General features: G+C 46.6%; 19 protein-coding genes. 6 read left to right on the forward strand and 13 right to left on the reverse strand.

Annotation, left to right across the window (positions count from 1 at the left end; genetic code table 11):
- Positions 1–9 precede the first annotated feature (9 nt).
- The 5 genes from A3KS_RS22265 to A3KS_RS0103065 all read right to left on the reverse strand — a co-directional run bounded on the left by A3KS_RS22265 (position 10) and on the right by A3KS_RS0103065 (position 6,301).
- Positions 10–1,647, reverse strand: a complete 1,638-nt coding sequence (locus A3KS_RS22265) for a D-alanyl-D-alanine carboxypeptidase family protein (RefSeq protein ID WP_169727688.1) — start codon at positions 1,645–1,647, stop codon at positions 10–12.
- Positions 1,648–1,711: 64 nt separating this feature from the next.
- The gene (locus tag A3KS_RS19850) at positions 1,712–2,710 is read right to left on the reverse strand and encodes a DMT family transporter (protein WP_084504865.1); all 999 of its coding nucleotides are present in this window, start codon (positions 2,708–2,710) and stop codon (positions 1,712–1,714) included.
- Positions 2,707–3,576: an AraC family ligand binding domain-containing protein gene (locus tag A3KS_RS19855; protein WP_051355618.1), complete on the reverse strand. Its 870-nt coding sequence runs from the start codon at positions 3,574–3,576 to the stop codon at positions 2,707–2,709. The genes A3KS_RS19850 and A3KS_RS19855 overlap by 4 nt, the downstream gene beginning before the upstream one ends.
- Positions 3,577–3,916: 340 nt before the next feature.
- Positions 3,917–4,723, reverse strand: a complete 807-nt coding sequence (fdhD, locus tag A3KS_RS0103060) for a formate dehydrogenase accessory sulfurtransferase FdhD (protein WP_051355619.1) — start codon at positions 4,721–4,723, stop codon at positions 3,917–3,919.
- Positions 4,724–4,744: 21 nt separating this feature from the next.
- On the reverse strand, positions 4,745–6,301 hold the full coding sequence (locus tag A3KS_RS0103065) for a PucR family transcriptional regulator (protein ID WP_026393657.1): 1,557 nt from the start codon (positions 6,299–6,301) through the stop codon (positions 4,745–4,747).
- A 290-nt stretch (positions 6,302–6,591) separates the two neighbouring features.
- On the opposite strand from A3KS_RS0103065, the gene A3KS_RS0103070 reads away from it, so the two are divergent.
- Positions 6,592–7,752, forward strand: a complete 1,161-nt coding sequence (locus A3KS_RS0103070; protein WP_026393658.1) for an iron-containing alcohol dehydrogenase — start codon at positions 6,592–6,594, stop codon at positions 7,750–7,752.
- Positions 7,753–7,782: 30 nt separating this feature from the next.
- Positions 7,783–9,759: an NAD(P)/FAD-dependent oxidoreductase gene (locus A3KS_RS0103075; RefSeq protein ID WP_026393659.1), complete on the forward strand. Its 1,977-nt coding sequence runs from the start codon at positions 7,783–7,785 to the stop codon at positions 9,757–9,759.
- Between the two features lie 130 nt (positions 9,760–9,889).
- On the opposite strand, the gene A3KS_RS0103080 is transcribed toward A3KS_RS0103075, so the two are convergent.
- The 5 genes from A3KS_RS0103080 to cax all read right to left on the reverse strand — a co-directional run bounded on the left by A3KS_RS0103080 (position 9,890) and on the right by cax (position 17,732).
- On the reverse strand, positions 9,890–11,293 hold the full coding sequence (locus A3KS_RS0103080; RefSeq protein ID WP_051355620.1) for a DUF1254 domain-containing protein: 1,404 nt from the start codon (positions 11,291–11,293) through the stop codon (positions 9,890–9,892).
- A gap of 323 nt (positions 11,294–11,616) precedes the next feature.
- Positions 11,617–13,617 (reverse strand): serine hydrolase domain-containing protein, encoded by a 2,001-nt coding sequence (locus A3KS_RS0103085; RefSeq protein WP_026393661.1) that lies wholly within the window; start codon positions 13,615–13,617, stop codon positions 11,617–11,619.
- Positions 13,618–13,749: 132 nt separating this feature from the next.
- Complete coding sequence (locus A3KS_RS0103090) at positions 13,750–15,738, reverse strand: serine hydrolase domain-containing protein (protein WP_026393662.1); 1,989 nt, start codon at positions 15,736–15,738, stop codon at positions 13,750–13,752.
- A gap of 44 nt (positions 15,739–15,782) precedes the next feature.
- A complete protein-coding gene (locus A3KS_RS0103095; RefSeq protein ID WP_026393663.1) occupies positions 15,783–16,526 on the reverse strand; it encodes a GGDEF domain-containing protein in 744 nt (247 codons plus the stop codon).
- A 162-nt stretch (positions 16,527–16,688) separates the two neighbouring features.
- Positions 16,689–17,732 carry a calcium/proton exchanger gene (cax, locus tag A3KS_RS0103100; RefSeq protein ID WP_026393664.1) on the reverse strand — a complete coding sequence of 348 codons (1,044 nt, stop codon included), beginning with the start codon at positions 17,730–17,732 and terminating at the stop codon, positions 16,689–16,691.
- 189 nt (positions 17,733–17,921) lie between these two features.
- Here cax and A3KS_RS0103105 point away from each other — a divergent pair, with 189 nt between their 5' ends.
- The 4 genes from A3KS_RS0103105 (at position 17,922) to A3KS_RS0103120 (ending at position 20,706) form a co-directional block, all read left to right on the forward strand.
- A complete protein-coding gene (locus A3KS_RS0103105; RefSeq protein WP_026393665.1) occupies positions 17,922–18,374 on the forward strand; it encodes a MarR family winged helix-turn-helix transcriptional regulator in 453 nt (150 codons plus the stop codon).
- A complete protein-coding gene (locus A3KS_RS0103110) occupies positions 18,371–19,114 on the forward strand; it encodes an SDR family NAD(P)-dependent oxidoreductase (protein ID WP_026393666.1) in 744 nt (247 codons plus the stop codon). The genes A3KS_RS0103105 and A3KS_RS0103110 overlap by 4 nt, the downstream gene beginning before the upstream one ends.
- Positions 19,107–19,763, forward strand: coding sequence for an acetoacetate decarboxylase family protein (locus tag A3KS_RS0103115; protein ID WP_035355083.1), 657 nt, complete (start codon positions 19,107–19,109; stop codon positions 19,761–19,763). Before A3KS_RS0103110 ends, A3KS_RS0103115 begins: the two co-directional genes overlap by 8 nt.
- Positions 19,764–19,848: 85 nt before the next feature.
- Positions 19,849–20,706 carry a sensor domain-containing diguanylate cyclase gene (locus A3KS_RS0103120; RefSeq protein WP_026393668.1) on the forward strand — a complete coding sequence of 286 codons (858 nt, stop codon included), beginning with the start codon at positions 19,849–19,851 and terminating at the stop codon, positions 20,704–20,706.
- A 170-nt stretch (positions 20,707–20,876) separates the two neighbouring features.
- Here A3KS_RS0103120 and A3KS_RS19860 read toward each other — a convergent pair whose 3' ends face one another.
- The 3 genes from A3KS_RS19860 to A3KS_RS0103135 are packed head-to-tail and all read right to left on the reverse strand — an operon-like array spanning position 20,877 to position 23,252.
- A complete protein-coding gene (locus A3KS_RS19860; protein WP_156913193.1) occupies positions 20,877–21,335 on the reverse strand; it encodes a hypothetical protein in 459 nt (152 codons plus the stop codon).
- Positions 21,310–22,197 carry a phosphodiester glycosidase family protein gene (locus A3KS_RS0103130; RefSeq protein WP_026393669.1) on the reverse strand — a complete coding sequence of 296 codons (888 nt, stop codon included), beginning with the start codon at positions 22,195–22,197 and terminating at the stop codon, positions 21,310–21,312. The genes A3KS_RS19860 and A3KS_RS0103130 overlap by 26 nt, the downstream gene beginning before the upstream one ends.
- Positions 22,194–23,252 carry a bifunctional glycosyltransferase family 2/GtrA family protein gene (locus A3KS_RS0103135; protein ID WP_026393670.1) on the reverse strand — a complete coding sequence of 353 codons (1,059 nt, stop codon included), beginning with the start codon at positions 23,250–23,252 and terminating at the stop codon, positions 22,194–22,196. Before A3KS_RS0103135 ends, A3KS_RS0103130 begins: the two co-directional genes overlap by 4 nt.
- Positions 23,253–23,351: the final 99 nt, after the last annotated feature.

Raw genomic sequence — 23,351 nt, forward strand, 5'->3', positions numbered from 1 at the left:
TCAAATCAGTTAATAAATCCCATAAAACTCTTCCATGGTTTTACCACTGTTGTGAATGGTGGTGGCCACCGGAACCCCCAGATAACGCAGATGCCAAGGTTCATAGGCATAGCCGGTGATATTGGTTTTACCCTGAGGATAGCGGACAATAAAGCCATATTCATGAGCATGATCCCGGATAAACTGACCTTCCGCCGTGGCCCCAAAGCTTTCCACCAGATCAAAATCAACCGTGGCGGACGTGACATCCATGGCCAACCCCAGTTGATGCTCACTCATTCCCGGTCGGGCACTGACCAGCTCCGCCCCAGCGACCCCATACATCTCCACATTCCACTGATACAACGCTGACTGGGTCGCATAAGAGCGATACCCAGAACAGCAGTAAAGGGTCAAGCCCTGAGCACTGGCGCCATTAAACAGCTGGATCAGATGCTCAGCGGCATCAGCCCGGAGTTGCGTGTCCCGGGTCGAGGGCAGATTAACCCAGACCAGATCGTCCGGAACATAATCCGGTGAAACACTGTGGTTTTTATTGACCAGCTGAGCCATCGAACCCAACTCATTTTGGGTGGGGCTGGGTCCCTGTGAACCTTTGAGCTGAACAATAATTCTAATTCCTTCCAGACGTAACCCCAACCCTTCGGTCCCGGCACTTTCCCCATTCATCACCCAGGGCATCCAGCCAAAACCTTCCACATAGGCTTCATAATATACGTCGAACAGATTGGCATTGGCTCCAGTCAGCCGGATTTGGATTCCTTCCAGGCGCAACCCCTGATTCGAGGTGCCGCTCATTTCGCCGTCCTCTTTCCAACCCTGCCAACCAATATTCTGAACATGGGTCTGGTATTCAAGCCCGACATTACTCTCGCTATTATCATTCTTTATTTCAATCGCTTCCAGACGCAGATTCTGTCCCGTTGTGCCACTCAGTTCGCCATTTTTCTGCCAACCCTGCCAGCCAATATTCTGGATATGGGTCTGGTAAACCGTTTGGATGTTGGTGGTGACAAAGGGCCGGTCGGTTGCCCCCGGCGCCGGATCACCCTTGGGTACCACCATGATTTTGATCCCTTCCAACCTTAAGCCAAACCCTTCGGTTCCGGCACTAGCATCATTTTTAGCCCAATCCAGCCAGCCAAAATTTTGAGCGTGGACCTGATAGTAAAGGTCGTAATTCTCAGCGTCAGCCCCAGTCAATCTAATTTTGATCGCTTCCAGCCGCAGTGACTGGCCGGAGGTTCCGCTCATCGTACCATTTTTTACATAATTCTGCCAGCCGACATTCTGGACGTGGGTGGTATATTCAATGCCGACATCGCCGCTGACATTCTCCAAGTTGGCTTCGATGCCCTCCAACCGCAGACCCTGTCCTTCAGTTCCGCTAATGACGCCGTTGCTGACAAAACTCTGCCAACCGACATTCTGAACATGGGTACGATAAGAACAACCCATCGCAGCATTTACCGTGCGCTCTGCTGTCATTGCCTGACCCACCGAATCCGAGGCCGCTTTGACAGCGTTTTCAGTTTGTGTCGGATTTTCCTCTGCACTGACACTGCCACAAAGCGGCGTCAGCACCAGCAATAAAGCCAGACCGCATAAACCAATCAAAGTGATCCTAATTGCCCTTAATCTTAACATTTTATTCAACCCTTCCTTGATATCATTTATCATTTCAAAAAAACCATCGTCATGATTTATTCTATCATAAATCATGACGATGGGCAGATAATTTGTTTGTTTTTGTTATAAATTCATGTCTGCTGGTTCTCAATTTTAGCTGATCTTTTCGGTTTGTTCGGCAATCGTATTTCCCCCCCGGGGCTACCTGCCTTTCGGAAATGACCAATCCCAGCAAGGTTAGCATAATCCCCAGAACCGCCAGCCCGGTTAGTCTTTCCTGCAGAACCAGCACCGATGTTGCCACCGTGATGACTGGCACCAGATAAATATAAACCGTCGTTTTGGTGGCTCCCAATCGTTTAACCGCCAGACTCCAGGTGACAAAGCAGAGCGCCGAGGCCAATAATCCCAGAAACAGCAGATTAAAGAGATAAACCGGCTGGGCCAATGGTTTAAGACTCCAATTGACATCAAAAAAGAGCAGCACTGGCAGCATAAATAGGATCCCGTAAAAAAAGATCCGCCTTGTGGTTTGAATGGTATGATAACCCAGACCACTTATTTTCCGGGTCAACACCGAATAAACCGCCCACACCCCGGCCGCCAGCAGCGCCAGTAAGTCACCAATGGGATTGAGTTGCAGCACCATGATCCCGTTAAAGCTGATCAAAAAAATTCCCATGATCGCGGCCAGAAAACCAATGAAAAAATTCAGACGCAGTTTTTCTCCCGCCAAAAAGAAATGAGCCAGGATGGCCGTAAAAAAGGGCGCAATCGAAATAATCACGCCAACGTTAGAGGCATAGGTATAGGTTAGGGCAATGTTCTCCAGCAAAAAATAAAGCGTGACCCCACACAAACCCGCGGCCATCATCAGCATTTCCTCAGTCCTGCTGCAAAGGCCCATGCGTCGGGGGTAGACAAGCGTCAGAGCGATATACCCGATGACGAAGCGCAAAACCAGAATCTCAATCGGCGCAAAGACATCCAGTAGAATTTTTGTCGAAACAAAGGTGATGCCCCAGATAAAAATCGTAAATGCCGCGGCCAGATGGCCGGTCAGCCGGGGATCGCCACTCAATTTTTGCTCCCTTCATCCCCGCTCCTGGATCCCCGGGGTTGCGGAGCATGTGGGATAAATATTTTCTGGTATTGTTTGGGGGTAATCCCGATGAATTCCTTAAAAAAATTAGTGAAGTGACTCTGATCCGAAAATCCTGTCTGGTAAGCTGTTTCAAGCGGTTCCAGGCCTTTTTCCAGCAACTGCTTGGCCTGGTTGATACGCACCGTCTCCAGATAGCGGTAGGGGGTGATGCCCTTTGTTTTAGTAAAAGCCCGGACCAGATAATACTTGCCGCATCCGCTTAAGGCACATAAGTCCGCCAGTGTGATCCGCTCCTGATAATGTGCTTCCAGGTAAGCACAGATCATTTCAATGTCGCCATCACTTTCCGGCTGATCACAATCGGCTTCCCAGTTTCCGTATTCTTCGACCAGCTGCTCGATCAAAAACAGAAAGGCTTCTTCTTTGTTAAATTCGCATGCTTCCTGCATCACCATCTGATGCAGTTCCTGAAGGCCCTTGACCTGTTCGCACCGGGATACTACCGGCTGTTTAAAAATCAGCCTGTCCAACTTCCCGGTGATTTCGTAAACCACTTCCTTCATTATTTCCGGTTTGATATTAAGACACCGGTAATCCAATGGTTTTTCATCAATTTGTTCGCAAAAATGATTATCATAGGGGTTAAAAAGCAGCAAGTCCCCCGGTTCCACCCGGTATTCCCTGTTCTTACAGGACAGTTTTCGCTGTCCGCTTTCAATAAAACCAATCACATAATGCTCATGAAAGTGATTGGGAAATTTTTGAATAATGCCTCTTAACCGCAAGGCTTCGATTTTCAGTTCGCTATCATAACGGACAACCCGTTCTTCGTGGTGTTTCATTTTACTACCTCCGCTTCCATCCCAGTGTAGCATTGATCTGGTTTTATCTCTTGGATGATATTGCAGTTCCGAAAAAAAACAGGAAATTACTTTCCTGCAGAGGTTGTCGATAAACTACCGTACCGACCAATTGTTAATCTGTTGTTCGCTGCGCTATGCGAAATCCGCTACGCTCCTTTCGCATTAGTCGCGAGCAGTCGCCAACTACAAGCAAGCTTGTGATTGGCTCGTTACTTTCGCGAAGAATCGGACAGGCTCTGCCGTGTCCGCTCCGATGCGTACAACATGATGTAACAATTGTCGGTACTAGGTTATCTTTTTTGACAGTCTGAGCAGGAAATTACTTTCCTGCATAAAGATTCATTCGTTTACCTCTGACAAAACCAATCAGGGTGAGATTAAACTGGCGGGCCAGTAAAACCGCTTCGTCGGTGGGTGCTGAATGTGAAGCAATCACCGGGATGCGGCTTCTGATCGCTTTTATGACCATATCCGAGGGAATCCGACCGGTGGTAAACAGGATTGCCTCGTCGAGGTTTTTTTCTTCCATTAAGGCCTGGCCAATGGCTTTATCCACCGCATTATGGCGACCAATATCTTCACAGATAAAAGTCAGTTCGCCGCTAATGCTCATCGCACAGCAGTGCGTTCCGCCGGTTTCGGCAAATAGTCCGGCATTCCGGTTACAGGCATTGGCCAGCATCGATACCGTTTCATGAGACCAGTCATGGACCGGTATCGAAATCAGACTTGTGGCGTAAGCGGCCTGGCGGATTTTCCGGTTATTGCCACAGGAAATCGAGTTACTGCCGGTGTCATGATCAATTTCCGGCAATGCCAACGGTTTGTTCAGCTGGACCTTGACCCGCTCCCCACTTTCACAGACATAAATAAATTCAATCTCATCGGGCTTTTCAATATAGCCCTCACTGAGCAGAAATCCCAGCACCAGGGCATCCAGTTTTTCCGGGGTGCAGACCAGCTTGAAGGCCAGTTGATCATTGATATAAGCATCCAGATGATGTTCGACAATCACCATGTCAGTCATTTTCTCATCAGTCAACTGCTGGTCTGTCGACTGATGGATGCGTTCGATTGCAAAATTCTCTTTTAAACTTAAGCTGTGGGTTTCATTGATTATCTTCATCGCGCTTTTCTCCATTTTTTACTATAAACAGGCTAAAATTTCATTTACCTTCACTGACAGCTGAATATTGAACAAGGTTTCGCTATCGGATAAATCAAGCTCGGTTAATTCGATAATCCGATTAATCCGGTATTTGAGCGTATTGTAGTGAACATGCAGGCTTTTAGCTGTCAGGGTAGTATCCTGATTATGATTAATATAGGCTACCAGGGTTTCCAGAAAATTGCTACCTTTTTTATCATCCAGGTCTTTCAGTGCTTTCACCACCGGATGGATTAAATTTTTAATATTGGTTTCCCCTCTAAAACTGAGGATCATGTGGGGAATAATCAGTTCGTCATAGTTGCGAATCCGTCCTGGTTTTTTCAGCTGATCGCCTAAATTCAGCGCGTTGTGAGCCTGTTTATAGTGCTCACAAAAATCATACAGGTGATAAAATATTTTGCTGATGCCGGCGGTACAGTCATTTTCCTCCAGCAGATTTTCAAAAGATGCCATCTCCCGCTCATTCTGAATTTCTGCGGTAATGGTGTCCAGCAAAATCACCAATTGCCCATTGTAAATAATCACTGTTTGACGATTAAAGAAATTCTGATAAATCCGTTTTAAATAGTACAACCGATCATTGGTATTCTGGCGATTATCAATGCGGATGACCAGGGCAAAGAGGTTTTTATAGAGCTTTAATCCATAAATTCTTTCCCGTTCTTCAATGGCCTTATGATCATACATTTTCTGGTTGAGCAGGGCAATTAAAAAGGTGTCGCTGAGTGAACTGGCGGTATGGCTGCTGCCGTTGGCATCTTCCATGGTCATCGCCACGGCATGACAGAGCATGATCAGGATTTCCTGATCGCTTTCAGTAATCGGATGATGATACTCCAAGAGTTTCAGATAGGCCAGCGGCCGATTGTTTTTTAAAACCCGGCCAACCAGTTGCCGGTGGTTTAACAGGCCGGTTTCCCAGATGACCAGCACTTCTTTGCCCTGTTCAATTTCATTTTGATTATCATCCGTCATCACCGATTTTGCATACTCTTTATTGACATAGCCCTTGGACAGGGTCCATTCCCAGAGCGGTTCATCGTCAATATTATTTCCGCCGGAATGGGCAATAAAACATAACGAAACGTCAACCAGCAACAAGGGATTATTCAGCAGCTGATAGCCCAGATCCAGTAATTGCTGGATCGTATAGCCTTTCCGGCAGGACTCAAGAATCTTTATTGAACTGTCACCAATCCGATACTGCTCCTCAAATAATTGTCTTACCCGCTTGACCACCGTTTCCGGGTTCCAGTCTTTATTCACCAGAATGGCCTTCGTGCCGCTTACCCTGATATCCTTTTCGTCCAGGGGCTGATCCGCAATGATAATGAAACAGTTTTTGTGATCCAGCCGTCGCTGGACTAGCTCAGACATCTTAATGACATAGGCATAGTCTGGCAACAAGTCCGGACGCTGTTCAGCAAAATAATCAATGCCTTTAATTTCAATATTGTCGTCATTTTCATCGCTGCTCATTTTAATGGGACGCCCATTCAATACCGACCTAATTTTTTGAAGTGTTACCGCCATCAGAACCACCTTATCATCTTATCGAATTTGACTCATTATATCACGGGGTGAAACCCCTGTACATCAGGGTCTTAAATAAAAACGACTGACCTTTCCCGGATCTCATTTTTAGGAATCGTTTACCAATTCAGCCTCCTCATTTTGTCATTTTTTACAAGTCTGCTTTGTTAACTGACTTCTTTTTTGATCACTAAAATCTCAAACCCTCACAAAGACGGAGCCACCCCCAACTGCTATACTGATGCCAGATAGAAATGACAACTCTTTAACAAAATCAAGGAGGATTTGATATGGTACAACGATACTCACAATTATGTCCGGTGGCTTTCGGTGCTGGCGCTGTCAGCACCACCGGAGATGTCGCCAAAGAATTAGGATTTAACAGGGTTTTAATCGTCACTGATGAAAACGTTGAAAAAATGGGGCACTCTCAAAAAGCCATTGACAGTTTAACCGCTGCCGGGATGGAAACCTTTTTATTTACCGACTGTGAAATGGATGCCCCGGACTATACGGTTCAGGCTGGTGCCGATCTGGTAAAAACCCACGCCATTGATGGGATTGTCGGCATTGGCGGCGGCAGTGTTCTCGACACCGCCAAAGGAATCAGCTCCTTGGGCGCCAATAATGTCAGTGTTTCAGAACTGCTGGATTCAGCCCGAAACATGACGCCACTGGCAAACCCACCCATTAAACTTATTCTGATTCCCACCACCTCTGGTACCGGCTCGGAAAGCACCGTTATCGCCGTGATCAGCGATACCAAGAATCATGAAAAAATCGGTGCGATTGCACCTGCCAGCTTTGCCATTGTTGATCCGGAACTGACTCTCGGTCTACCAAAGGAGATCACGGTTTACACCGGTATGGACGCTTTTTCCCATGTTTGCGAAGCATTAACCAGTGTGCAACCCAATCCCCACTCCGATATTCTCTGTTATGACACCATTGAACGGATTACCAAATGGCTGCCCATCGCTGCTGCTGATTCTTTGCATCTTGAGGCCCGGGAAAATCTGGCCCTGGCCAGTAACAATGCCGGCATTGCCTTTAATGATGCCATGGTTCACCTGGGTCACGCCATTGCCCACGCCATGGGCGCCACCTTTCATATCCCCCATGGGATTGCCTGCGCCCTGGTCACGCCGGTTATCCTTGAATTGACGGCACCCGTTTATCCCGAAAAAGTCAAAAAAATCGGTACCTGCATGGGCCTAACCATCAGTGCCACTGATCCCCTGGACATTGGGATCGAAGTCGCCAATGGATTACGGCAATTTCAGAAGCAATTGGGGATCCCCACGCTTCAGGACTTAAATATATCCCGGGAGCAAATCATCGGCTGTACAAACTATGTCGCCAATGAAGGATTACGCTTTCTCTGTCCGGTTCCCGCTACTGAAGAACGCATTGCCGCATCGCTGGCCAAGATCTTCGACTGCTATCAGTAAATCGATTTATAAAATTTAAGGAGAATCTCTATGACTTTTGAAAATTTATTATCCCCTATTAATATTGGTTCATTAAAAATCAGAAACCGGGTCGTGATGGGCGCCATGGGTTCGGGAACGGCCCACGACAACGCTACGGTTTCGGAATGCGAATGCGCCTACTACGCCGAGCGCGCCAAAGGCGGGGTCGGACTGATTATCAATGAGGTCACCCGGGTAAATAATGAAACCGGGGTGATGATGCCCCGTCAAACCTCTGCCGCCACCGACGACTGCATCCCAGGACTGGCAAAGCTGGCCAAAGCCGTTCATTTTTATGATGGAGCGATCTTTATTCAGCTTCATCATCCCGGTCGCCAGACTGATAACATGGCCATCGGCGGTCGGGCGACCATCTCCCCCAGTGGCATCAAGAGCATGCTAACCCAGGCCGAATGCCGGGAAATGACCAATGCCGAAATAAAAAGTTTTGTTCAGGATTATATCAATGCTGCAGAACGTTGCTACAAAGCCGGGATCGACGGGGTTGAACTGCATGGCGCCCATGGCTATATGTTAAACCAGTTCATTTCCCCGCTGACCAATAAACGGACTGACGAATACGGCGGCAGCACCGAAAACCGGGCTCGCGTCGTTAAAGAAATTATTGAAGGCATTCGCGCCCGCGTTGGCCGGGACTACCCGGTGATGTTCCGGATTTCAGCCGATGAGTTTCTCCGGGAATCGATGTTCCCCTTTTCCGAAGACGGCTTGCTGCTGGATGAAGCGGTGGAAATCTGTAAATACCTGGTGCCCTTTGGTCTCGATGCCATCAACGTCTCCGCTGGTATCTATGAAACCATGAACCAGGCCTGGGAACCAATTTCTTTTAACGAAGGCTGGAAAATCTATCTGGCCGAAGCCGTTAAAAAAGCGGTCGATGTGCCGGTCTTTGGGGTCGGTGTGATCCGCAACCCCGAGTTTGCCGAACAAATCATTGCCGAAGGACGGGTAGACGGGGTTACCATCGCCCGGGGTTTATTGGCCGATCCCGATTGGGTCAATAAAGCTGCTGCCGGACAGGTGGACGATATCCGCCGCTGTATTTCCTGTCTGAACTGTATGGATTCGATGATTGCCAATGGAATGAAGGGTGAACCCTTTGCCTGTGCCATCAATGCCCGGGCCGCCCGGGAATGGTTCTATAATGATGCCCGGCGGGATGGCGATGGCCGTTTAGTGGTTGTTATCGGTGGTGGTCCCGCGGGCATGGAAGCGGCCCGAAAGCTGGCCGAACGCCAGTTTAAAGTCGTCTTATTTGAGAAAGACGGCGAACTGGGTGGCCAACTCGGGCTGGCCAACAAACCACCTCATAAAGACAAAATCAACTGGCTGATCGACTATTATAAAATCCAGCTCACTAAACTGGGGGTGGAGGTTCGACTCAATACGCCCGCCACCCATAATGCCATTACGGCCCTGAACCCTTATGCTGTTTTTGTTGGCACCGGTTCTGAAGCGATTGTTCCCCAATCGATCAAAGGCGTCAAAAAAGCCCATGTCTGCACCAGCACCGATATTCTCACTGGCAAGGTCCAGCTCGCTGGTAAAAAAGTTGCTGTGATCGGCTCTGGCATGACCGGGGTTGAAACGGCTGAGCTGCTGGAAACCCAGGATAACGAGGTTTTTGTGGTGGAAATGGCTGATCGCATTGGCCCCGATGCCAGCTGGCAGAGCTTCAGCGACGTTCAGGCCCGCCTGATAAAATTTGGCACGATCTTTATGCCTGCCCATAAGCTGGTTTCGATTGATGACAAATCGATTAAATTGGAGCAGACTAATGGACAATGCACTGACCTCGCTGTTGACTATGTGGTGCTATCCTTAGGTGTCAAAGCTGATCAAACCCTGGCCGATGTGCTTGCTAATCACTTTGATCGGGTTGTCAAAATTGGTGATACCGCCCAGGTTGGCCGAATTGCCAACGCGGTCGAAACCGGTTTTGTTGCCGCCTACCATTTGGTGTAACTTTCAATAACATCACAGTCAAAAATTTTCTATAAAAATTGGCGAATCCCCTGGGGCTTCGCCAATTTTGTTATACTCTAATTCGGATTCCTACTCATATCACCACTGCTACTTCTTAAATCACACCTTCTTACTCAGTCTTTTTAATCGTTGGCGGTTGCCAGGTTCCATCAAACACTGAATCCTGAGGAAGGTAGATACGCAGATATAAATGGAAGTTGTCGGCCGAAATCGGTAGCCAGTTATTGGTCATTGCGGCATCGCCAGGAGCCTGCGTTTGCAGCAGCAAATCCAGTGATCCGTCCTGATTATAGGTGACGGCGCTGCGGTCATTGATGCTGTAACGGTTAATCGGATTATCAATTAAAAAGTTATTACTGTCATAGGCAGTGATCGACCAGAAACCGGTATTGTTAGTTGGCGGAAGTTGATCTATGTCAAAATGAATAACATAATTATTGGTGCCATCAAAGGTGCCGCCAGCGCTGTCAGTACTGGCATTGGGGTAAATGGCCACTGAAACCGGATTGGCCGCCAAACCATTTAAGGCAATCAATGCCCGGTAATCATATTCGGTGCCAAATTCCGCCACCGGTTCCCCAAAGAACCGCCAGTTATTCATCTGAACCAGGAAATCCTGGGAATCATTAAACAACGTGGTCGACAGCTCATTAATCATTTCGGTCCAGTTTTCCTGGCCGGAATCCCCCAATATCGCTTCATCAAACTTAAGGCCCGGTCCTACTCCCACCATGCTGATTTTTTCGATCATGGCCTGATCAGCGCTGGCGGGGGGATTAGCAACCATCAACTGATTGGCCGTATTGAAAAAATCCGCCGGAGACATCTGCAACACATGTTCAATGGGAATAAAGTTATTACTTTCATTATAGCTGCCCTTAGCCGGGATATAGACTTCCCCTGACAAATAGTTTTGTAATGGTTGCAGTTGCATCTTATTTTGAATGGCGTAAACATTATCAAGATCGGCTTCGCCGTAGCTGAGCACCCGGCATAGAATCCAGGCCATATTGGTTGGCATCGCTACTTGGGTCAGGTTATCGGGAACTTCACCACGGTAGTCCGGCCCGGTGATCAGAAAAGCCGTCTGATCGGGATTATCGCTGCCAGAGCCGGTAATTTTCACCGCATTGGTATAGGCATCCATAATCTCCCCGGAACAGAAACGATCGGCTTTGGGCATCACAAAAACCATCGGCGTTTCCGAAAGATCCAAAAATGCCTGAGAATAGAGGGTATCCGTATTGAGGGTGACCACATCTTTAGCACTGGCATTGGCCAGATTATGGCTGTGGAACAACTGATTGGGCGGTGCCTGGGTTGTCGTTGGCTCCACGGTATTGGTCATCTTTTCCATGGTGGCATTCACCAGCACCAACGGAAAGGCATAAACGTAGGCATCGTAGATGGTCTCTTTGATACGCTCTGTTTTTGGTTCATTTTGACTGGCGGTACAGCCGGTCAAAAACAGCACCGAAAGAAATAGACAGATAATCTTGGTAATCTTCTTCATGACAAATTTCCCTTCTTAATTCAAATAAGCAAATCTGCAATCACCCTGGATAATTTTTCGACTCATAATCAATTGCTCTATTTCATTCATTGTAACCCAATTCCGACAAAAAAATAAGACTCAAAATATATTTTGAGCGAGGTTGTCTATAAACTACCGTACCGACCAATTGTTAATCTGTTGTTCGCCGCGGAATCGGACAGGCTCTGCCGTGTCCGCTCCGATGCGTACAACATGATGTAACAATTGTCGGTACTGGGTTATCTTTTTTGATAGTCTGAATCAAAATATTTGTTTTGAGCCTTATTGCAAGTACTGACTATTTAAAAGCTGTACTGATAGACAAATTCATCGCCTTCGTTTCCGATAAACATCAGATAGGAGTCCGCTGTCACCGGCACTTCTTCAATTGCTGCATACATGGTATCGGCTAATACCGTCAGCGCTGGATCATAGATCACCAATCGGCCACTCTCTGGCAGGGTGACACTAAAGCTGCCATCGGCATCCAGCTTTCGGACGACATTTTCGCCAGCTTTTTCAATCCTGATTTTTTCATCGCTGGCCAGAACGGGGATCTCGGCCACATCCAGAAAAACGTAACCCATCGCCGTCATCGTTGTGGTTCCGTTTTCTACTTTAATGGTTGGCTCAACCAGATCCCGGGCATAGGGCAGGTTCATAAAGGCGGTATTTTCGTCCTTTAGGGGATAAGGGGTAAAGCTGCCGTCGCTGCCGAAATAAATCGTCCCCGGAAGCTCCGGCAGACTGCCGGTCACAGCCGAGAAGGCATACAGATCAATGGCACTGAGATTCACCGGAATCCAGGCTTTACCAGCAAAACGGCTGGTATCGACCGGATTATTGGCCTTAATATCTGCTGCGATAACAAGCGAATAATCAGCCTCATTCATCGATTGCAGTACCAATTTTTTGCCAAAACTTTCGGAAAAAGACATCCGATATCCGTTTTGCATATCAAAGAATCCGTCACCCGTGTAGGGATAGCTGCCGGCGGTGGCAAAGCCATTTCCATCGAAGCGTTTGTATTCGAGGGTGTTGTTCTGCTGATTAAACTCAATTTTAATGGCACTGCCACTGGCTCCATAATACCCAGCAAAACCGAGAATTTCGTTGGGTATCGCTACGGCGGCGGTTGTCGCGGTTTGATCCGCGGCTACCGGGGCGGGAATAATCCCCTTTTCTTCCAGCAGTGTCTGAGTGATGGTTTCGGCAATTCCCGAGGCATCACCGGTACCGGCAAAGATCAGGGCAACTGAAATATTCTCCTGGGGTATCACATACAACTGGGAATTAAACTGCAGGGTTCCCCCATTTTTGCTGAGCACATGGACGCCCTGTTCGGCAAAGCTGGCGACGTCCACCATATCCCAACCCAAACCGTAATTGGTGATCGGGGTACCTGACGGCACCGTTTCTTTTCCATACTGGGGACTGGTATACTCGGCAAAGGATTCGGCACTCATCAGCTTGTTCCCCAGCAGGGCATTTCCGAAACGACACAGATCCGCTGCTGTCGCGGAAATTCCCCCGGTACCCATCAGATTGATGATTTCTGCCGGCAGAGCAGCGCCATCCTCATTGTTATACTTCAGAGCAATATTGGGATTTTCAGCCTTAAAGGAACAGCTGCTGTCTTTCATCCCGGCTTTTGAAAAAATGTTTTTATCCAGATAGTCCGCATAGCTCTGGCCGGTTACTTTTTCAACTAAAACCTCGGCCAAAGTGAAGCCATCATTGCAGTAAACACTGACCACCCCAGGATCAGCCTTGAGACTGCAGCCCGCCAGATAATTCATAAATTCGCTTAAAAACTGGGGATCTTTGGCCGATGCAAAGCCATTATACATCATTGTTCCCGGCAATCCCGAGGTATGGTTCAGCAGCATCCGGACCGTGATATCTTGGTAGCGGCTGTCCTGCATGGTAAAATCCGGAATATAATCAACCACCGGCTTATCCAGCTCAAGCTGGCCAGCCTCCACCAGCTGCATCACGGCGGCAGCCGTAAAAACCTTACTGACTGAGCCAATATTAAACTGGGTGCTGGTATTTACCCCCAGAGCCTCCACCCGGTTGGCCATGGCAAAGCCTTCTTCATAAACAATTTTACCATTGTCCATAATGGCCACCGTCGCACTGGAAGCCCTGCCACCGGCGATCGCTTTCCAGATTTCGGTGCGAGCGGTAGCAATGGTTTTTTCATAGCTCTGACTCTGAGAAGGGGCGGTCGTACACCCCGCCAAAGGAACAAGAATCAAGAACAAACTGAGGATCACAACCGTTAATCTTTTTTTTAACATTTTCTTCATCCTTTCGTGTCTTTTTTTCTATTTAATTTCAAAACTAAATCCATAGCTCACGGCACTTTCGCCGTTACCTACTTTTGTATAAACAGCCTTAGTAGCTTCTCCATCCCTGGCAATGCTGCCGGGCTAAAGCGTATAGTTGTAAGCGAATGTATCTCCCGGCGCTCCGATAAAGACCAGATAGGATCCGGCGGTCACTGCGGTTTCTTTGGCCGCGTCAGTCATACTGTCGTAGCCTGGCTGCAAATCAGGATCGTAAATAACAATCCGGCTGCCTTCCGGAATCACTGCGCCAAAGACCCCGTCATGATCCAGCTTACGACACACGTTCAGACCATCACTGCCAATGACAAGCGGTTCATCTTTTTGCAACAAAGCCACAGTAGCGGTATCGATTAACTGATAATCCATGATGGTTAAGATCGCCTGACCGTTGCTTTCGGTAATCGTGGCCTCGGCCAGATCCCTGCCATAGGGCAGAACCATTTGCGTTGTCGTTGCATCCTTTAAGCCATAGAGGGTGTAACCCCCATTAGCCGTGTGATAAAGATAACCCGACAGCTCTGCTACAACACCGGTTTGGACGGCCATTGCATTGGCATCAATGGCTGAAAGATTGGTGGGAATCCAGGATTTTCCGTTAAACTGGCTGGTATCCAGAACCCCATCTCCAGACGCCATTTTTTGACCTGAAACAAAGCCCGCATCGCTGTTGAGATCATAGATCACGAAAAGTTTTTGGCCGAAATTTTCAGCAAAGCCAGCCCGGTAGCCCACCGGTAAATGAAAATAGCCATCGCTGAGATAGGGATAGGTGCCCTGGGTTTCAAAGACCTGGCCGTTAAATTTTTTATAAGTCATCGCATTCTTCTCATTATTGAATTCAATCTTTTGAATGGCTGAACCATCGCCATATATCCCGGCGTAAGCCAAAATCGCATCAGGGATGGTGGCTGCTATTGGCTCCGTTACCGCAATTTCCGGAACTTCACCGAGGCCATTTTCATCAAGCAGCGACTGGACAATATCATTGGCAACGCCAGTGACATCAGCATTTCCCGCAAAGACAATGGCCACTGAGATATTTTCCTCAGGCAGCAGATATAACTGCGAATTGTATTGGGGTGATCCGCCGTTTTTGCCAATCACGGTCACCCCCTGGCGCTCAAAATCCGCCACTGCCACACTATCCCAACCCAACCCATAAGGATAAAGGGGCGTTCCTGCGGGTACTGTTTCATCACCATATTGAGGACTGGTATATTCAGTGAACATCGCTTCATTGATAATTTTGCCCTGGAACAGCGCCTGGCCATAACGGCATAAATCGGCCGCGGTGGAGGAAATCCCTCCCGAGCCCAGGCTGTTGATGTATTCCACTGGAGCGGCAGTGCCATCTTCGTTGTATTTCCGGGCAATGTCCGGGTTGTCGGCTTTAAAATAACAGCTGCTGTTTTTCATCCCAGCTTTATTAAAAATGTTTGTCGCCAGATAATCAGCAAAGGACAGGCCGGAACGCTTTTCGACCAGAATTTGAGCCAACGTAAAACAATCGTTGCAGTAGACGCTAACCTTCCCGGGCTCGCCCTTTAACTCTGTTTCGGTCAGATAGGCCAGAAAATTTTTGGTATAGTTGGGGTTCGGCACCGTTGTTTCGGCATTATTGGTATAGGTTCCGGGCAAGGCGGCAGTATGATTGAGCAGCATTCTGACTGTGATATTCTTATACCGGCTGTCCGCCATGGTGAACTCCGGCAGATAATCAACCACCGGTTTATCCAGTTCCAATTTTCCATCTTCGCAAAGTTGCAAGATTGCCGCAGCAGTAAACACCTTGCTGACCGAACAGATATTAAACTGGGTATCCCTGGTCACTGGAAGCCCGGTATCCCGGTTGGCCATGGCAAAGCCTTCTTCATATACCAGATTGCCATTGTCCATAATCGCCACGGTGGCACTCGACGCCCCTCCTGCTGAGATGGCATTCCAGATCTCCGTTCGCGCCGTTTCAATGGTCTTTTCATAGCGTTTTGGTTCAGCGCTTTGTGTGCATCCCGACAATATCACCATTATCAATACCAGACTAGCCCCCAACGCCATCAACTTCTTGTTCATTTTAACCCCTTTCTGCCTTTAATCCAGTCTCTTTCTGATCTGTTTTATTTAGTATTTTTATCCTCATACATCCTCATATCCGCTGTTTTCGTCAGCAACTCCAGGCTTTGCCCATCTTCCGGGAAATGTGCATAACCCACACTGATACCAACATTTTCCTGCGGATAGAAGCACTTGACCTTTTCTCTAATAACACCGAGAAAACTCTCAATTTCCATCTCCTTGTTATCTTCAAAAAGGATAATAAACTCATCTCCTCCAGTTCTCGCTACCCATCCTTTAGCTTCCACCAGGCCGACCATCAGGTTTACTGTATTGCTGATAAACTTGTCACCTTCAATATGACCATAAGTATCATTAATAGATTTCGTTCCATCGAGATCGCAAACGCAAAGAAAAAAAGATCTCTCCTTTTTAATCAATTCCTGAAATCTTTTCTCGAGTCCATTTCGGTTTAAAGCTCCAGTCAGCGGATCCGTCGAAGCAATTTGTTCCAGTTCCTCAATCATCGCTTTTGTTAAACCACTCCAGAGAATAATTCCGATAATATAAAAAATTGATCCCAATGTAAAACATAAACGCAATAAATCATAAATCACCTGATTATTGACAATTTTAGCGATTATATCCAAAAATGTTGCGATGGAACTCAGTGAGAGTCCGCAAATCATAATAATAAAAACGTATGCCTTATCTTTTTTATTTCGTGTCGCATATAACAGGCGACAGGTATAAAAAAGAAGCAACAACACAAATACAAAAACGATGATCTTTCTAGGCTCGATCATCCCACTTTCCCCTTTCAATTACATTTTTCTCGACGTTAATATATAACCGACGCTTTTAATTCTTTATACCCACCATATCCCTATCAAAAATAAAATTCCAACAAACTAGAAAAATAATTTGTTGGAATTTCCTTCATTAAGAGCATTGATTGAATCAAAGAATCAAAGAATAAAAAATGACACCGCCATAATCAGATAGACTGCCAGCAGCTGAACCCCTTCCAGCCAGTTGGATTCCCCGTCGCTGGCGACCCGATTGGCAATCAGTACCGATAAAACCAGGGCTACCAGTTCAAACTCGTTAAAAATGATGCTCATCGGCGTAAACAGTAGGCTCAAAAAAATCAGCACCGGTGTAACAAAAAGAATCATCTGAAGACTGGAACCAATGGCGATCTCCATTGCTACGTCCATTTTATTTTTATAAGCCATCACAATGGCGGTACTGTGTTCCGCAGCATTTCCGATAATCGGCACCAGAATAATCCCCACGAAAAACTCGCTCAGTCCAATGGCTTCAGTCATCGGTTCAACCGCTCCCACAAACATCTCACTCTCGACACCGATGAGGACGGTTGCGCCAACTAAAACAGCAATCGCCTTGTTGAGGGACCACTTGGGTGTGGCTTCCTCCTCTGGTACTGCCGAGTAAATATCTTTATGGGTATAAAAAGAAAAATACAGACTCATCAGATAAATGGCAAACATGATCACCGCTACCGTAATACTGAGACCCTCATAGCGGGTATTGAGAAGATCGGCCGCAACTGTATGGGTAAAGATCGCCGGAACAGTTAAACCAATGACAGCAAACAGCAGCATACTGGATGACACCTCAATGGATTGTTTATTAAAGGTCTGGGATTTAAACTTAATCCCCCCCATCAGCATGCTGGCCCCCAGCACCAGTAGAATATTACCAATCACCGAACCGGCAATCGACGCTTTGACCACGTCAAACAACCCAGCCTGCATGGCAAAAAAGGCGATGATCAATTCGGTGGCATTACCAAAGGTGGCATTGAGAAATCCGCCGATTCGCGGCCCCGAATAAAAAGAAATTTCTTCGGTTGCCTCTCCCATAATGCCCGCCAGGGGGATAATGGCCAAAGCTGACAAAATAAACATCAAGGTGGGTGAAAAATGCATGAATTCTCCCACAATACTTATCGGCACAAAAATCAGTAAAAATCTCAGTATCTTCATTTACGCTCTCATCTTCCTCTTTTGTTAATTTTTGATACGGTGACGCTGGTAAAAGAATACCACAAACCTTAAAGAAAATAAATCTAAAAAGTGCTGAAAACTTTTTATCCGGTTGATTTGATATTTAATTTGCAATGCGCAATTAATTGTGCTAAACTATTTGCATATCGCAAATAAACGAGGTGAATGATGGATAAACAACAGGTCAATGATGCTCTTTTTGCATTCTTACAGGCTATTTATAAATTTGAACAAATGGAGCTGGCAAAATTTTCAATTTCCTGGCAGGAAATGCTGCTCCTGAAACAGCTCTCGAGCACCAACGATTTCAGTATGGGTTATGCCACTGAGCTACTCGGCATAAAACCCTTCCAGGCCACCCGACTGGTCGATGGACTGGTCAAAAAAGAATTGCTGCTGCGGTTTGAAAAAAAGTCCGATCGTCGAATCAAATCACTTCAGATAACTGCTAAAGGAAAAGCTGTAATCGCAGAAATCGATGCCTTTCATTATCAGGTCATCGAAAAAGCCAGTACAAATCTTGGGTCCGAACGTACCCAGACAATTTTAACGATGATGTTTCAGCTTGAAGAATTACTGGGCCTTGACGAAACATCATGGAAAGGAAATGATGACTTATGAATTTAAACGGTAAACGGATTATTCTAACCGGGGCTTCATCGGGCATCGGACTTGCCCTGCAACCGCTGCTCCATCATAAAGGCGCCCGGGTTTTAGCCGTGGGTCGCCAAGCCTTTACGCCGGATTTTTCCACCATCACTTATATGCAAGCAGATATTTCAACCCAATTGGGGGTTGATTCAGTGTTCACCAAAGCCGAAACCATTCTCGGTGGGGTTGATATATTTATTGCCAATGCCGGATTTTCTTATTATGAAGGGGCCGAACAGGCAGACTGGGATCATATTGAAGCCATTTTTGATACGAATGTCACTTCCCCCATCTATGCTTTTCACAGACTAAAAAAAATAAAGGGTGACCAGCCCTTTCAGTTTGCCGTGACCGCCAGTGCCATGAGTTTTTTACCGCTTCCCGGCTATGCCCTGTACTCGGCCACCAAACACAGTCTGCAGGGGTTTTTCGAAGCCGCCCGGTTTGAACTTCCCCGTCATCAGGTGATTTCGCTGATCCACCCGATTGCCACCAAAACGGCATTTTTCAAGAATGACAATCCTGACCTTTTTCCAACTCAGACCCCCGAAGCGGTAGCTCGACATTACGTGGCTGGCATCGAAAAAAACAAGGCTCACATCTACCCTTCCAAAATTTTTCAGCTTATTCATCATCTGGGCCTGATCCACCCGCTGATAAAAAAGCAGGAAGCCGATAAACTATCTAAATGGAGGACCGTACATGACTGATTATCCCGCCCCCTGGACCTTACGCGGCTACGGCTATATTCTTCTCTATCGATTTGGCACCAGCTTTGCCAATCAACAAGCCCCAGAGTTTCTCACTGATCAGGCGATCCCCGGTTTTGGCAGTGTGATGCTGGTAAATTATCAGACCTCCGACTGTGGCCCCTATGGTGAACTGCTTGTCATCCCTGGCAAATATCAATATCACCAGGAAAAGAAACATACCATCAGCAAAATTTATGTGTCATCCCAGGCTTCAGTGGAAAATGGCCGGAAAAACTGGGGGATCCCCAAAGAACTGGCCCAATTCAATTTTGAACCCCAGTCAGACAAAAGCGAAAAAGTGACCGTCACAAACAGAAACAACGGGGAATCCTCGCCCATCTTTGAGGCCAGTTTCAAAACCGGTCCGATCCCGTTTCCGGTCAGCACCCGGCTGCTACCCTTTCCGTTGATTCAGCACTGGGATAACAAGGCCTTTCGAACCACCTTTTCCGGCACAGGTACCGGTCGCTTTGCAACGATGACCGATCTTAACATAAACGAAAATTTCTTTCCCGATCTGGGCCGTTTCAAGCCCCTCGCAATTATTAAGGTTGATCCCTTTGCGATTACTTTCCCGGCAGCAAAAATAAATAAATTGACGCGCTAAAATTTTACTGCAAAGATACCCAACTCAGGCTATAATAAGTATTAAATCTAAACCGTTAATATTTAAATTTTCTGGAGGTATTTCCATGACACTGGATAATGAACAATACCGGATCATTGTTGAGTCATCCCCTAACATGATCTGGCGTGCTGGTACCGATACATTGTGTAATTACTTTAACACCACCTGGCTGAGTTTTTCCGGCAAAGCCATGGCCGAAGAAGTCGGAACCGGCTGGGCCGAAGGCGTTCATCCTGAGGATTTTGACATGTGCCTGAAAATTTATTTAGACGCCTTTGCCAAACAGGAATCCTTTGAAATGGAATACCGACTTAAACGAAAGGATGGCGTTTATCGCTGGATCAATGACCGGGGCACTCCCTACTATATCAACGATCATGAATTTGCCGGCTATATTGGCAGCTGCATGGATGTGACGGATAAGGTGGAAGGTCAGAAAATGCGCGATCTTGCCCAGCGGGACGGTCTGACCCGGATCTACAATCGTCAGTATTTTGAACAATTGGCCACTGTTGAATTTTCCAAAGCCAAACGATTTCATGCAGATCTTTGTGTTGCCATGATCGATATTGATCGATTTAAGAATATCAATGATACCTACGGTCATCATGCCGGAGACCTGGTTTTAAAAACAGTCGCCCAAACGATCAATGAAAGCATCCGGGATTTTGACCTATTTGGCCGCTATGGTGGGGATGAATTTGTATTGCTGATGTCCAGTACCAATTATGCCGAAGCATCCATCCTCATCGCCCGCTTAAAACATGTTCTCGACACCATCGAAATTAATTATAACGATACCCTTATCCACATCAGTGCCAGCTTTGGATTATACCAGATGCGTAACGAAGAAATTCTCGAAAAGGTCATCATTGAAGCAGACAAGAAGTTATATGAAATAAAAAACAGCCGTACAAAATAACCCCCTCATTCACTTGCGTAGCGGATCCACTTTCTAAAATGGACTAGCTGATTTTCTAAATTGCGCTTTCAAAAAGCAAGTAAGACCTCTATAAAAGAGATCCTACTTGCTTTTTTCTGCTTCTTAATACGTGTGCTGCTACAAAAATCAGCGTCATTCATGAATCACGGCTAGTTCAATGGTGACTGGGCTTTTTGAGGCTGGGCTCGACGGGAATTTTTGACTGTCAGAAAAGCAAATATTGCCAACCCGATGGCAATCAACAACCAACCCAGGATTATAAAAAACGCCAGATAGTCGGAATTGGTGCCAGCAATTTCGAGTATTCCTTTCAGGAAGCTCCCCACTGTCAGGGCCCCAATCCCTGAGTTATAGCTATTATAAGCAATGCGATAAACAACAAATCGGGTGATCAAAGGACTGCCGCGGTCAATCAGAAAATAAACTAAAGCCCCGCCCAATAGCGGGTATAAGAACATCCATGTCATTGCTGCTGAATGTACTCCATGACCAAACAAACTATAAATCAGATTGACGGCAATGGCCACCAGCGCCAGCAGCAGATATACAGCAATGGTCTTACGAATCTTTTTGCTTTTTATTTTAATACCCGAAATAAACAATGTCACTGACCTCCCGCTCTTCAATACTTCGGCCGTCGGTGGGATTATTGATCACCTCACCATTAAAAACCATGGTGGAGGATCCGCCGCCGTCCAGATTATAGGCAACGGTACAACCTCTTTCCTGAAATTCCTGGGCTAATTCCAGCAGCGAAAGTCCCTCGCTCTCATCTGTCCGGCCGTCAGAAACGATCACAAGATAGTGGCCTGCTGAAATCTGACCGATGGCTGTTCGGGGGTTGCTTTCCTTGGCCTGACCAACCTCGCTGCTGCTGTCTACCGTGATGGTACCATTTTCAACCAGGGCGGGACCAAAGGACAAAACCTGCCAATTCTCACTCAGTGAAGTCATCCTGACTTCGCTTTCAGAGACAATTGAAAAATTCCCGGTTTTATCTATAACCAGTGCTTCATTTTCACTGGCACTGTCCCGATAGACAACACCATTACGCAAGACATAGCCCTCATCCCGGAAACCATAATAATCACCATTGATGGCAAATATGGCATTCTGAGCCGCAGCGATATCCGATGTTTTGGCTTTGACATTTCGGCCATAGGTACTATTGGCGAAGGCCGTTTTCAGATATGAGGCATCAGAAATCTGAATGTCGGCCACATAAATGGTCGAATCATATTCTTGCAGCGTTTCTATGCTGATCTCGATATGCTCATCTGCATAGGAGGTTTCCGTGACCACTGGCTCAACTTCCACCACTGTGGCCGTTTCGGTACCTGTTTCCGACGCTACAATCACCATCGATTTCTGAATCACAAAGGCGTCCAGCAGTACAAAGGTAAACATCCCCACCAATAATAGGGAGAAAACCCCTGCCCAGCGGTAGGGTTTAGAAAAAAATTTAATCATTTGAGGCGATACTCCTTTCGCTGTTCACCGAAAATAAGATTTTTCTGAATCAGGTAACTGCCGAAAAATAATCCGGTATCGACGCATATCTTTAAAAGGGTCAATTGAATAGGCAGACTGCTTAAACTTGAAACGAAAAACCAGCTTAACAGCATTTGACTGATAAACAGGATCGCATACTGTAATGCCGCCTTGCCTTCGCGGTCCTTATTCTGAAATACCCAGTGCTTATTGAGGATATAATTGACCCCGCCGGACATTACCCGGGCGATAATCGTTGCCTCCAGGATACCCAGAAAGGTGGACCCAAAGGCGATCTGTATCAGTAGCGTGAAGACCGAATTGTCCACAATTGCCGAAACAAAGGATGATAAACTAAATTTCAGGATATTAAGGTAGATCCGGGCTGAATCTTTAATCGCATGAAAATGAGAAGCTTTATTTTCATTCAGATAGATGGTTTCAATCGGGATCTCCACAAATGGTATCCGACTTTTGCCTGCTTCAAGCAGTACATTCATTTCATACTCATAACGGTCGCCGGGAATTTCCAGCAACTTTTTTGTCCAACTCATCGGAATTCCCCTTAGCCCGGTTTGGGTATCCGGACACCGTTCCCCAGTCGTTAACCAATAGGCAAAAGATGTAATACGATTGCCCCACTTGCTTTTAAAGGGCGTTTTTTCGTTATTGAAATCCCGGGTTCCCAGAATGAATTTTCCAGAGTTTTTTTCCATCATCCTGACAACTTTCAAAATATCCTCTGGTGAATGCTGTCCGTCAGCATCGGCGGTAACATAACCCGGTGCATCTGGATAAACATTGGCGGCATAGGCAATCCCGGTTTTCAAAGCTACCCCCTTGCCCATATTTTTAGTGTGGACGCAAACCACACAGTCCAACTTTTCTCTTAATATATCAAAAATAATTTCATACCCTGGGGTACTGCCATCATTTACAATAACTGTCGTTAAATTATATTGCTTCAATTGTTCAACTAAGGTGACTAATTTTTCATCTGGATTCAGAGCAGGGATAATCACAATAGGTTTCATAGGTCTGACCTCCTTTATATTCTTGTCAGCATTCTATTCCCCTAAAGTGACTGTTCTGTGAATGAGCTCTGAATTTTATTGTTTAATTTTCTGAAAACG

Source organism: Acetobacterium malicum subsp. dehalogenans DSM 11527 (genome assembly GCF_000472665.1).
Classification (GTDB): Bacteria; Bacillota; Clostridia; order Eubacteriales; family Eubacteriaceae; genus Acetobacterium; species Acetobacterium malicum.